The 12,540-nt window shown below is 44.2% G+C and carries 12 protein-coding genes; 9 read left to right on the top strand and 3 right to left on the bottom strand.

The genetic code is table 11. The features are described from left to right. The first annotated feature begins 251 nt into the window (after window positions 1–251). The gene (holA, locus tag CGZ90_RS08775; RefSeq protein ID WP_094252006.1) at window positions 252–1,274 is read left to right on the top strand and encodes a DNA polymerase III subunit delta; all 1,023 of its coding nucleotides are present in this window, start codon (window positions 252–254) and stop codon (window positions 1,272–1,274) included. A 686-nt stretch (window positions 1,275–1,960) separates the two neighbouring features. On the opposite strand, the gene CGZ90_RS21300 is transcribed toward holA, so the two are convergent. The 3 genes from CGZ90_RS21300 to rpsT all read right to left on the bottom strand — a co-directional run bounded on the left by CGZ90_RS21300 (window position 1,961) and on the right by rpsT (window position 2,802). Then, window positions 1,961–2,335, bottom strand: coding sequence for a nuclease-related domain-containing protein (locus CGZ90_RS21300; protein ID WP_094252004.1), 375 nt, complete (start codon window positions 2,333–2,335; stop codon window positions 1,961–1,963). Next, window positions 2,269–2,448: a hypothetical protein gene (locus CGZ90_RS20480; RefSeq protein WP_133063570.1), complete on the bottom strand. Its 180-nt coding sequence runs from the start codon at window positions 2,446–2,448 to the stop codon at window positions 2,269–2,271. Before CGZ90_RS20480 ends, CGZ90_RS21300 begins: the two co-directional genes overlap by 67 nt. An 87-nt stretch (window positions 2,449–2,535) precedes the next feature. Continuing rightward, on the bottom strand, window positions 2,536–2,802 hold the full coding sequence (gene rpsT, locus CGZ90_RS08760) for a 30S ribosomal protein S20 (RefSeq protein ID WP_094252003.1): 267 nt from the start codon (window positions 2,800–2,802) through the stop codon (window positions 2,536–2,538). A gap of 147 nt (window positions 2,803–2,949) precedes the next feature. Here rpsT and gpr point away from each other — a divergent pair, with 147 nt between their 5' ends. The 8 genes from gpr to dnaJ all read left to right on the top strand — a co-directional run bounded on the left by gpr (window position 2,950) and on the right by dnaJ (window position 12,517). Continuing rightward, window positions 2,950–4,059 carry a GPR endopeptidase gene (gene gpr, locus CGZ90_RS08755; protein WP_094252002.1) on the top strand — a complete coding sequence of 370 codons (1,110 nt, stop codon included), beginning with the start codon at window positions 2,950–2,952 and terminating at the stop codon, window positions 4,057–4,059. 60 nt (window positions 4,060–4,119) lie between these two features. Next, a complete protein-coding gene (locus tag CGZ90_RS08750; protein ID WP_094252001.1) occupies window positions 4,120–4,467 on the top strand; it encodes a DUF3679 domain-containing protein in 348 nt (115 codons plus the stop codon). A gap of 139 nt (window positions 4,468–4,606) precedes the next feature. Then, window positions 4,607–6,430 carry a translation elongation factor 4 gene (gene lepA / locus CGZ90_RS08745; protein ID WP_094252000.1) on the top strand — a complete coding sequence of 608 codons (1,824 nt, stop codon included), beginning with the start codon at window positions 4,607–4,609 and terminating at the stop codon, window positions 6,428–6,430. An 80-nt stretch (window positions 6,431–6,510) separates the two neighbouring features. Next, window positions 6,511–7,650 carry a radical SAM family heme chaperone HemW gene (gene hemW, locus CGZ90_RS08740; RefSeq protein ID WP_094251999.1) on the top strand — a complete coding sequence of 380 codons (1,140 nt, stop codon included), beginning with the start codon at window positions 6,511–6,513 and terminating at the stop codon, window positions 7,648–7,650. A gap of 112 nt (window positions 7,651–7,762) precedes the next feature. Then, complete coding sequence (gene hrcA / locus CGZ90_RS08735) at window positions 7,763–8,794, top strand: heat-inducible transcriptional repressor HrcA (protein WP_094251998.1); 1,032 nt, start codon at window positions 7,763–7,765, stop codon at window positions 8,792–8,794. Between the two features lie 33 nt (window positions 8,795–8,827). Then, the gene (grpE, locus tag CGZ90_RS08730; RefSeq protein WP_094251997.1) at window positions 8,828–9,403 is read left to right on the top strand and encodes a nucleotide exchange factor GrpE; all 576 of its coding nucleotides are present in this window, start codon (window positions 8,828–8,830) and stop codon (window positions 9,401–9,403) included. A gap of 38 nt (window positions 9,404–9,441) precedes the next feature. After that, window positions 9,442–11,271 (top strand): molecular chaperone DnaK, encoded by a 1,830-nt coding sequence (dnaK, locus tag CGZ90_RS08725; protein WP_094251996.1) that lies wholly within the window; start codon window positions 9,442–9,444, stop codon window positions 11,269–11,271. Window positions 11,272–11,410: 139 nt separating this feature from the next. Continuing rightward, complete coding sequence (dnaJ, locus tag CGZ90_RS08720; RefSeq protein WP_094251995.1) at window positions 11,411–12,517, top strand: molecular chaperone DnaJ; 1,107 nt, start codon at window positions 11,411–11,413, stop codon at window positions 12,515–12,517. Window positions 12,518–12,540: the final 23 nt, after the last annotated feature.

The raw sequence follows: 12,540 nt of genomic DNA, 5'->3' as shown, positions 1-12,540 counted from the left end.
TCTTTTCAGATGCAAGCAGAAATAGTCTGGTGCCCAAATTTCTCCGCACCTGTAAAGCATTGTCACAGATAGCAACGAAGCGCATAGGATATCATAATTAATGCCGACTCGTTAACTGCCTGGAAACCCGGGGTCTTGGCGGTTGGCGTTCTATATAAATGAGAGGGCGGTCTATAGGCTGTTCTCTTTTTTGTGTTTATTATTGCAATCTCCCTCTAAAGAACATACGATGAGAAGGAAGAGGTGGACACATGGTAACAATTGATGCTTTGAAAAAACAGATCAAACAGCGCAGTCTGTCACCGCTGTATCTGATTGCGGGTACAGAACAGCATATTATAAACGAGGCGCTACAGGCGTTCTCCTCCAGTTTTGAAGAAGGCGAGAAGGACTTTAATTACAGTGTGTATGATTATCAGGAGAGCCCGATTCAGACAGCTGTTGAAGATGCTGAAACGATGCCGTTTATCGGAGAACGGCGCATCGTCATTTTAAAGAACGCAGTGTTTCTTACGGGAGCAAAGGACAAGAGCAAGGCAGACCATAACCTTGCATCTTTTGAAGCATACATAAAAGAACCAGTTGACTATACGGTTTTTGTGATCGTGGCGCCTTACGAAAAGCTTGATGAACGAAAAAAAATTGTCAAGCTGCTGAAAAAAGAAGCGCAAGTAATTCCTGCCGCTCCGTTGAGTCATGATGAAGCAAGAAAGTGGCTGATGGAAAGGACCAGAGACCTCTCTTTGAAGATGGAAGATGAAGCGGCGGAATTGCTTTTGGCGCGGCTCGGAGCAAACCTTGCTTCGCTAAGGTCTGAGATCGAAAAAATTTCTCTTTATACAGGAGAGGGAACCGTCACAAAAGAAACGGTAGAAAAACTTGTGCCTAAAACACTGGACGATGACATCTTCGCACTTGTTGACGATGTCGTGAAAGGACGAAATGAACAGGCTCTCCGGACAATGTATGATCTGCTCAAGCAAAATTACGAGCCGATTCAGATTCTGGCTTTAATCTCCAGACAGTTCCGCATCATTTTTGGTGTTAAAGAGCTCTCCAAGAAGGGTTACGGTGAAAAGCAGATCGCATCAGCGCTGAAAGTTCACCCGTATGCAGCGAAGCTCGCCGGCAGGCAAGCCAGCCGATTCAGTGAGAAGTCGTTGAAATGGATGATTGACAGGTTTGCTGAATGTGACTATGAGATGAAAACAGGGAAAATGGATAAAGTGCTGATTCTCGAGCTGCTAATCGTACAGATTGCTTCTCTTCGATAAATAAATAACAAAAAGTCTGCCAGAGAGGGCAGGCTTTTTGTTATTGTGCTGATGTGGCAAAATTGTATGGCGAAGTGTCTAGAAAAGATGTCGGAAGTTCTATAATGTTTGTCGAAACATCTAAATTATATGTCGAAGCATCTAGAATAATTGTCGAATCGGCTAAATTCCAGCTATTGTGTTTATTAAGGGTATATTTGATGGTTAATTTAATGGGATTTTGTATTTTCGGCCTTTTGTATGTCCAGATGCGGGTAACTTCAGGCGTAAAAGCATCTTTGAAGCAACATGAATGGACTGGATATGAAGAAAGTCCCTGAACTCAAAGTTCGTAATCATCGGACTGATTAATAGCCCATAATCTTGCAATGCTTCCTTGTAAGCTTCTTTATCCAAGCATTTGCACTTTGGGCATATCCAGTTTTTAACCATCTTTTTCATTGGGATTTTTTCACACTGGGGACATAGAACTCCTGAAATTAGCGAGGAACGATGGATTTTATAACGAGATAGTATATCTGATTCGCCGGGATCGTGATGTTTTAATAACAGGGTGCAAATTCGACGTATAGATTTTTTCTCTAAAACAGGTGCGTGATTTTTATAAAGTTCAAAAATTTTTTCAACAGCAAACGGCAAATTATCTGCACGTGTAATTTCTTGCAGAGGAACACTTGCCAGATAATCTAGTTGGCTTTTGGATTGGCCATTACTAATAAGGTTTTAATTGGGATACCGGTAATCTTCTGTGCAGTAAGCCATAACTCCAGCTGTGTTTTCTGCCTTCGTACTTGTGAGAGAGGGTCTGGAAATACGTCCAGCTGGCCAAGGGTGTTTAGACGGGTCATCTGCTGATGCCGAGGATCAATTGTGATTTTGCCAGAGAGGTTCTTTACTTCTAATATGAGAAAATACGATGGGGTAAGGATGAGGATATCAATCTGAAAAGAACCGATATGGTTGGTGAGCCTCAAATCGTGAAAAATAAAATTCTTTATTTTTCGTCTAAAAAACGAAGGTAATATTCTAGAGATTTTTCCCCGAGATAACCGTTTTTCCACCGGGCAAGGTCAACCTCAATTAACTGTCTTCCCTCAAATTCAAAAGGAAGCCGCCGCAATAGTGCCTCTAGTTGCATCAACTTAAGTGGAAGTGCTTTTTCTTTTTCAATCAATCACATCAACTCCTTCAAAATGAAAAAGTCCAGAAAAAAGAAAAAACGACCCATTTACATGTGGCCGTTTCGTGCAGATCCAATAATTTACGCGTTGATTCCGTTAAGAGTCTTTGCAAGACGAGACTTTTGACGAGATGCTGCATTCTTATGGATAAGTCCTTTAGTAGCTGCTTTGTCAAGTTTCTTAGTAGCTACAGCAAATGCTGCTGTTGCTGCTTCAGCATCTTTGTTAGCTGCTAAAGTTTCGAAGTTCTTTACTGCAGTACGCATAGCAGATTTTAGTGAAGCGTTGTGTGCACGACGCTTATCGTTTGTTTTTACGCGCTTAATCGCTGATTTAATGTTTGCCAATCCGTTCACCTCCCTATGTAATATCGCAACCGTTCGTTGCAAAAAATAGGACACAAGGTATTTTATCAAAGTAAATTATTAATTGCAATACAAGAATGAAAAGCGGTGCAGAAGGAAAAAATAATACGCAGAAAGAGGTGGGTTTTTATGGGAAAAGATATCGATCTGAGCCGTTTTTCTGTAAGGACGGATCTGGCAGTTGAAGCGACTGATATGCTGCTGAAAGAGCAGGAAATCGTCAATAAAAGCAGCATAGAAGGAGTAATTATTAAGGAAAAAGATGATGACGGCATAAAACTCGTCCGCGTCGAGATAGATGAAAAAGGAGCCGAATCAACGGGAAAAAAAGCAGGAATCTATTTGACTTTTGAGGTGCAGGGCATCCGTGAGAAAGACTCTAAGCTGCAGGAAAGAGTACAAGAAGTGTTCGCGAGGGATTTTCACAGTTTTTTAGAAGAACAAGGCATACAAAAAGACGATACGTGCCTGGTAGTCGGACTTGGCAACTGGAATGTAACGCCGGATTCCCTAGGACCGCTAGTACTCGAAAATCTCCTTATCACGAAACACTTGTTTGAGCTGTCGCCAGAAAATGTTCAGGAAGGGTTCCGGCCAGTATGTGCGATATCGCCTGGTGTAATGGGCATTACAGGGATTGAGACAAGCGATATCATTGACGGGATCGTCAAGCGTGTGAAGCCTGATTTTATCATCGCGATAGACGCTCTTGCCTCTCGCTCACTCGAACGGATCAATACGACGATACAAGTTTCCAATACAGGAATTCATCCCGGTTCAGGGGTCGGCAATAAAAGAAAGGAATTAAGCATAGAAACGCTTGGCATTCCGGTGATCTCGATCGGCATTCCGACTGTTGTAGATGCGGCGACGATCACAAGCGATACGATCGATTTTATTCTGAAGCATTTCGGCCGGGAGATGAACGAAGGAGATAAGCCTTCTAAGGCGCTGACTCCTGCAGGTATGAGTTTCGGGACGGTAAAAAAGCTTACGGATGATGACTTGCCCGAAGATGAGCACAGAAAAAACTTTCTTGGCATTATCGGAACGCTCGAGGAGGATGAGAAACTGCGGCTAATACGTGAAGTGTTATCTCCGATCGGACATAACCTTATGGTTACTCCTAAGGAAGTCGATGTGTTTATTGAAGACATGGCGAATGTTCTTGCCAACGGGTTAAATACGGCCTTGCATAAACAAGTAGATAAAAATAATGCATCTTCATATACTCATTAAGAATAAAGTTATAGGACAAGCATAAAATTATAAAAATAGCCTTTGCGGGAGGCGCTTCACATGGCGAAATTTATGCTGAAAAGTTTGCTGCTCGGAGTTCTGCTGTTCCTAGGAATTCTCTTTGGCATGCAAAAAGCGCATGATGAGATGAGAGAGATGAAAGGAACAGACGGGAAGCAGACCATCGAAGCGCCATTATTCGAAAAACACACAGAGGTGGAGGCTTCATCGCCGTCAGGTGAACCTCAATTTGAGACTGAGAAAAAACAGCTGCAGCAAGAAAAGTCATTTAATTTCTTTTCTTTTCTCGGGCAAAAAGCGACAGCTCTTGTTACAGTGTTCTTTCAGGCAATCATTTCAGCGGTATCTTTTGTGATAGAAGAACTGATCGGATTACTATCACTGTAAGCCTTTCCTAAGGAAGGGCTTTTTCACATTCTGCTGCAAAAGCAGGGGGCCATCGCAGGATAGTGATTGAATAACATTTTCTGTATTGATATAATTGAACTTAGTGACTTTTCCTAAATGTGCAGGAGTGAACGAAAACATGAACCGAGAAGAAAAATTACAACGCCAGTCAAGAATCCGCAACTTTTCAATTATCGCCCATATCGATCATGGGAAATCAACGCTTGCGGACCGAATATTAGAAAAAACGAGCGCGCTGTCACAGCGTGAGATGAAAGAGCAGCTCTTAGATTCAATGGATCTTGAGCGTGAGCGCGGAATTACCATTAAGTTAAACGCAGTGCAGCTTCAGTATAAAGCGAGGGACGGGGAGACATACATCTTCCACCTTATTGACACACCGGGGCACGTCGACTTTACATACGAAGTTTCCCGAAGCCTTGCTGCATGTGAAGGGGCACTGCTTATCGTGGATGCAGCGCAAGGAATCGAGGCGCAGACACTTGCCAACGTATATCTGGCACTTGAGAACGATCTCGAGATTCTGCCTGTCATTAATAAGATCGATCTTCCGAGTGCGGAGCCTGAACGAGTCCGCCAGGAAGTTGAAGATGTGATCGGACTTGATGCCTCTGAAGCAGTTCTTGCATCCGCAAAAGCTGGCATCGGAATTGAAGAAATTCTTGAGCAGGTAGTTGAAAAGGTACCTGCTCCTGCAGGAGATCCGGATAATCCGCTTCAAGCTCTGATTTTCGATTCCCTATACGATCCATACCGCGGAGTTGTGACATATATCCGTATCGCAGAAGGTACTGTAAAAGTTGGCGATAAAATCAAGATGATGGCTACAGGTGCAGAATTTGAGGTGCTTGAGCTGGGAGTCTTCACGCCTAAATCCGTAAAGAAGGATTTTCTTACAGTAGGTGATGTAGGTTTCCTTGCAGCTTCTATTAAAAATGTAGGAGACACTCAGGTTGGTGACACGATTACAAGCGCGGTCAAGCCGGCTGCAGCACCTCTTCCTGGTTACCGCAAGATGAATCCAATGGTATATTGCGGATTGTATCCGGTTGATACTGCGAAATACAACGACCTGCGTGAAGCGCTCGAGCGCCTTGTGCTGAATGATTCTGCGCTTCAGTACGAGCCGGAAACTTCACAGGCACTCGGATTCGGCTTCCGCTGCGGCTTCCTCGGCCTGCTTCACATGGAGATCATCCAGGAGCGGATCGAGCGTGAATTCAATATTGATCTGATCGCTACAGCACCAAGCGTTATTTACAATGTAACGATGACAAACGGAGAAAGCATCGTAGTCGATAATCCGGCTAACATGCCTGAAGCGCAGTCGATCAGCACGGTTGAAGAGCCGTATGTGAAAGCATCGATCATGACACCGAACGATTACGTGGGTGTGATCATGGAAATCTGCCAGAAAAAGCGCGGGGTGTTCCAGACGATGGACTATTTGGAAAACAACCGTGTTAATGTACTGTATGAGATCCCGCTTTCAGAAATCGTTTATGATTTCTTTGATCAGCTGAAATCAAGTACGAAAGGATACGCCTCCCTTGATTACGAGCTGATTGGCTATAAACCATCCAAGCTTGTGAAGATGGAAATTCTATTGAATAACGAAAAAATCGACGCACTTTCTGTTATCGTTCATAAAGACTTTGCTTATGAACGAGGAAAAGCGGTCGTTGAAAAATTAAAAGAACTTATACCGCGCCAGCAGTTTGAAGTGCCGATTCAAGCGGCGATTGGGCAAAAAATCATCGCCCGTTCCAATATTAAAGCCCTGCGCAAGAACGTTTTGGCTAAATGCTATGGCGGTGACATCTCGCGTAAAAGGAAATTGCTTGAGAAGCAAAAAGAAGGTAAGAAGCGCATGAAAACAATCGGACGAGTGGATGTGCCTCAGGAAGCATTTATGGCCGTTCTCCGCATGGACGATAACTAAACCAAAAAACGAACAAAGACCGCTGGTGAAACTCAGGCGGTCTTTGCATCGTTAAGAGAACAGAAAGGAAGGTGATTTCTTTGCCTAAAGCTGCTTATTTTCATATACCGTTCTGTGTGAATATCTGTCATTATTGCGACTTTAATAAAGTTTTTTTAAAAGGCCAGCCGGTGATGGAGTATCTGGCTTGCATGGATACAGAAATGGAGCGCACGATTCAAAAGTTTCCTTATGAAAAAATGGATACTCTTTTTATTGGCGGAGGAACACCGACTGCTCTCAGTGCAGAGCAGCTGGATATATTTCTTGCGGCGGTGGCCAGACACTTTCCTGTTTCTGATGTGAAGGAATATACGGTAGAAGCCAATCCAGAGCAAACGACGAAGGAAAAGCTAGAAGTGCTTAAAAAACATGGAGTGAACCGCTTGAGCATCGGCGCGCAGGCGTTCCAGCCATCACTGCTCAAAGAACTGGGACGGACTCATCACGCAGGCCATGTGGAACAGACTGTTTCTGAAGCGAAGGCAATCGGCATCGATAACCTGTCAATCGATCTGATGTTTGGGCTTCCAGGTCAGACAATGGATATGTTTAAAGAAACCATCGCTGCTGCATTGGCATTAAATGTTCCTCATATTTCTTCTTATTCTTTACAGGTAGAGCCGAAAACCATCTTTTATATCCGTTCGCAAAAAGGCGATTTGAAGCTTCCTCCTCAGGAACTTGAAGCGGAAATGTTTGAATACCTTATGACAGAGCTCGAACGCAATGGTTATCATCAATATGAAATCAGTAATTTTGCAAAACCAGGTTATGAAAGCCTTCATAATCTGCAATACTGGGACAATAACGAATACTATGGAATCGGAGCCGGGGCGCACAGCTACATGAACGGTGTGAGAAGAGTAAATGCCGGCCCCCTTAAGAAATATATGAATCTTGTTCAGGAGAACGGCTTTCCTTATACAGAAGAAAACAAGCTGACTGAAGCAGAAAGAATGGAAGAAGAACTGTTCATGGGGCTCCGTAAACGTAAGGGGATCTCATCCAGGACATTTGAAGCGCGTTACGGCAAGCCGCTGTGCGATGTTTTCGGACGCCAAATAGAGATGCTTATCGACAGAGGACTGTTAGAGAAAGACGGGGATTGGATCCGCCTTACACACTCTGGAATACTTCTTGGCAATGAAGTTTTCAGTGAATTTATTAGTGCGGTATAAATGATTGACAATAGCACTTTACTTTTGGTAATTTATATTTAGAATTTAGCACTCGCTTCAAATGAGTGCTAATAAAAAGTTAAAAGCAAATATTTGCAGAGAGGTGAGGGCAATGCTGACAGACCGTCAATTGTTTATTTTGCAGGTTTTAATCGATGATTATATCCTTCATGTTGAACCGGTCGGCTCCCGTACCATCTCAAAAAGAGAAGATGTATCTTTTAGTCCCGCTACGATCCGCAATGAACTCGCAGATCTTGAAGAACTAGGTTTTATTGAAAAAACACACACTTCATCCGGACGTATTCCTTCAGAAAAGGGATACCGCTTCTATGTTGACAATCTGCTTCCTAAAACTCCGCTCCTTCGGGAAGATCTTGAACGGCTGCAAAGCATGTTCACGGATAAAGTGGAAGAAACTGAAAAGCTTTTCGATGAATCAGCCCGTATTTTGTCAGAACTGACAAACTATACGGCTGTAATCCTTGGTCCTCAGGCTTACGATATGACGTTGAAGCATCTGCAGATCGTTCCGATCACAGGGAACATGGCTGTAGCCATATTCATTACTAATACTGGCCATGTGGAGAACAGGCATATTATGCTTCCTGATGCTGTTGAACCAGGGGATCTTGAAAAGCTTGTCAACATACTGAACGAAAGATTATCCGGTGTCCCTCTCGTTGAACTGGACAGCCGATTGAAAAGTGAAATCAGCAGTGTCTTGCATTCTCATGTCAGAAGCTTTGAAAATATGCAGGATGCACTTTCTAAAATGCTGCGATGGTCGAAGAAAGATAAACTGTTTTTCGGCGGAAAGACTAATATTCTTTCTCAACCCGAATTCAAAGACGTAGAGAAAGTTCGCGCCGTGCTGGAAATGCTCGAAACAAAAGACCTGATCCGTCACCTTGTGGCAGAGCCATCTGACGGTATTACGGTTAAAATTGGACGAGAAAACCAGCTTGAAGCTGCGCATAACTGCAGCATCATCAATGCTTCATATTCGGTGCACGGCAAGCATCTGGGGTCTATCTCATTGATCGGCCCGACACGCATGGATTACAAACGCGTCATCATGATGCTCGATATGCTGTCGAGTGAAATCTCAGCCAGGCTGACAAACCGTTTTAGCCAGTGGTAGAACGCGCTTATCTTTTTGGGGAGGTGACAAAGCATGAAACACGAAGATCAAATCAACCAGCAGACAGAAGAAGAAGTATCTAATTTAGACACAGAATCTGATGATAGCGTGGAATTTGAGGCAGAAAACTCTGGATTTGAACCAGAAGTCACTGCAGAAGAGGCACGTATCGCGGAACTTGAAAAGCAGCTTGAAGAAAGCAGCCAGCGTCTCCTCCGCGTGCAGGCGGACTATGATAATTTCCGCCGCCGAACGAGAGAAGAACAAGCGGCAAGCTTGAAATATAAGTCGATGAGTCTGATCGAGCAGCTATTGCCTGCTCTGGATAACTTTGAACGTGCGCTGCAGTTTGAATCTGATAATGAGCAGACCGCAAACCTTCTTTCAGGAATGAGTATGGTCTACCGCCAGATTCAAGAAGCATGCAAGAATGAAGGTCTTGAACAGATCGACACCATCGGACAGACATTCGACCCTAATCTTCACCAAGCTGTAATGCAGGTAGAAGATGAATCGTTCGAAAAGAACACCGTAGTTGAAGAACTGCAAAAAGGCTACCGCCTGAAAGACCGAGTCGTAAGGCCGGCAATGGTAAAAGTCAACGCATAAAAAGGCGGGGGCTACATAATGAATTGGAGGGTATTTCAATGAGCAAAATTATTGGTATTGACCTTGGAACAACAAACTCCTGTATCGCTGTAATGGAAGGCGGAGAAGCTGTCGTTATCCCGAACCCTGAAGGAAACAGAACAACTCCATCTGTTGTTGCGTTTAAAGACGGAGAACGTTCAGTGGGGGAAGTGGCTAAGCGCCAGGCAGTAACGAACCCTAACACGATCATGTCTATCAAGCGTCACATGGGGACGGATTATAAAGTAGAAGCAGAAGGAAAAGAGTATACTCCGCAGGAAGTTTCTGCAATCATCCTTCAAAAATTGAAGTCATACGCTGAAGACTATCTTGGTGAGAAAGTTGAGCGTGCGGTTATTACAGTTCCCGCATACTTTAATGATGCACAGCGCCAGGCTACAAAAGATGCCGGCCAGATCGCAGGTCTTACTGTTGAACGTATCGTTAACGAGCCGACAGCAGCAGCTCTTGCTTATGGACTTGAAAAAGACGAAGATCAGACGATTCTTGTATTCGACCTTGGGGGCGGAACGTTTGACGTATCCATCCTTGAGCTTGGAGACGGGTTCTTCGAAGTTAAAGCAACTCACGGAGATAACAAGCTAGGCGGAGATGATTTTGACCAAGTTATTATCGATTACCTTGTAGCTGAATTCAAGAAAGAAAACGGCATTGACCTTTCAAAAGACAAAATGGCTCTTCAGCGTTTGAAAGATGCTGCTGAAAAAGCGAAGAAAGATCTCTCTGGTGTAACAACGACACAGATTTCTCTTCCTTTCATCACAGCTGATGCTTCAGGACCTAAGCACTTGGAAGTGTCATTATCGCGTGCAAAGTTTGAAGACCTTTCTGCAGAATTGGTAGAGCGTACAATGGGGCCGACACGCCAAGCGCTTAACGATGCCGGCATGTCTCCATCTGATATTGATAAGGTAATCCTTGTCGGCGGTTCTACTCGTATTCCTGCTGTACAGGAAGCGATCAAGAAATTTACAGGCAAAGATCCTCATAAAGGCGTTAACCCGGATGAAGTGGTAGCACTTGGTGCTGCTATTCAAGGCGGAGTCCTTGCTGGTGATGTGAAAGACGTCGTTCTATTAGATGTAACACCGCTATCACTTGGAATCGAAACAATGGGAGGCGTGTTTACTCGTCTGATCGACCGCAACACTACGATTCCTACGTCCAAATCACAAGTGTTCTCAACAGCAGCAGACAACCAGACTTCTGTAGACATTCATGTCCTCCAGGGTGAGCGCGAGATGGCAGCACACAATAAAACGCTTGGACGTTTCCAATTGTCAGACATTCCTCCTGCTCCGCGGGGAATTCCGCAGATCGAAGTCAGCTTTGACATCGATGCGAATGGTATCGTAAACGTTCGTGCGAAAGACATGGGGACAAATAAAGAACAATCGATCACAATTAAATCTTCATCAGGTCTATCTGATGACGAGATCGAACGCATGGTAAAAGACGCGGAAGAGAACGCTGAAGCAGATAAGAAAAAGCGTGAAGAAGTTGAAACACGCAACGAAGCGGATCAGCTGATCTTTACTGTAGAGAAGACGCTGAAAGACCTTGAAGGAAAAGTGGACGAAGCTGAAGTTGCTAAAGCTCAGGAAGCGAAAGAAACATTGAAGAAAGAACTTGAAGGCGGAGATATCGAAGCTATCAAGACTGCGAAAGACGCACTTAACGAAATCGTTCAGCAGCTTTCTGTTAAGCTTTATGAAGATGCAGCAAAGCAGGCGCAAGCTGCTCAAGGTGAAGAAGGCCAAGCGAAAAAAGATGACAACGTAGTCGATGCTGAGTTTGAAGAAGTAGACGACAGCGAAAAGAAGTAATTAAAGTGATGAAAAGTCAAAGTCAGGCATATCTTGGCTTTGGCTTTTTTTACTGACAAGAGAGCTTTATAGTCCTTGAGTCTCTTGGTTTATGATGGTAAGATAATTTTTATGTGAAATGAGCGGGAGTTGATTTCTTTTGAGTAAACGAGATTATTATGAAGTTCTTGGTTTAGGAAAAGATGCATCAAGTGATGAGATCAAGAAAGCTTATCGTAAACTGGCACGACAGTATCATCCCGATGTTAATAAAGAGGCGGATGCTGAGGAAAAGTTTAAAGAGGTAAAAGAAGCATACGAAACGCTGAGCGACAGCCAGAAAAAGGCGCATTACGACCAGTTTGGCCATACTGACCCGAATCAGGGCTTTGGCGGAGGCGGGGATTTTGGCGGCTTTGGCGACATTTTTGATATGTTCTTTGGCGGCGGCGGAGGACGCAGCCGCAACCCGAACGCACCTCGTCAAGGGAATGACCTTCAATATTCCATGAGGCTGTCGTTTGAAGAAGCGGTTTTTGGTAAGGAAACAGAAATTCAGATACCAAAAGAAGAAGACTGCGGCACTTGCCACGGTTCAGGAGCAAAGCCTGGCACAAAGCCGGACACATGCTCTCATTGCGGTGGCTCAGGACAGCTTAACGTGGAGCAAAACACGCCGTTCGGCCGCATCGTAAACCGCAGAGTGTGTCAATACTGCTCTGGTAAAGGGAAGATTATTAAAGAAAAGTGCGGCACTTGTCATGGAGCCGGAAAAGTCCGCAAAACGAAAAAAATATCAGTCAAGGTCCCTGCAGGTGTCGACAACGGCCAGCAGATCAGGATGTCAGGCCATGGCGAGCCAGGAGTCAATGGAGGTCCTTCAGGAGATCTTTATGTTGTGTTCCAAGTTGCTCAACATGAATTTTTCGAGCGTGATGGAGATGATATCTATTGCGATATGCCGATCACGTTTGCTCAGGCAGCACTCGGCGATGAAATCGAAGTGCCTACTTTATATGGAAAAGTGAAACTGAAAGTACCTGCGGGCACACAGTCGGGTACTCACTTCAGGCTTCGAGGAAAAGGCGTGAAAAATGTTCACGGCCGAGGTCAGGGTGATCAGCATATTCAGATCAAGGTCATCACACCAACTAAGCTGACGGAAAAACAAAAACAGCTTCTCCGCGACTTTGCTGAGATCAGCGGATCGACGCCGGATGAACACAATGACAGTTTTTTCGATAAAGTTAAGCGTGCTTTCAAGTGAGAATAACCTGCTAATTCAAGGGA

The organism is Fictibacillus aquaticus (genome assembly GCF_002245695.1).
GTDB lineage: Bacteria > Bacillota > Bacilli > Bacillales > Fictibacillaceae > Fictibacillus > Fictibacillus aquaticus.
Note: the sequence above shows the minus strand (reverse complement) of the source record. Positions and strands in the feature narration are given on the sequence as shown.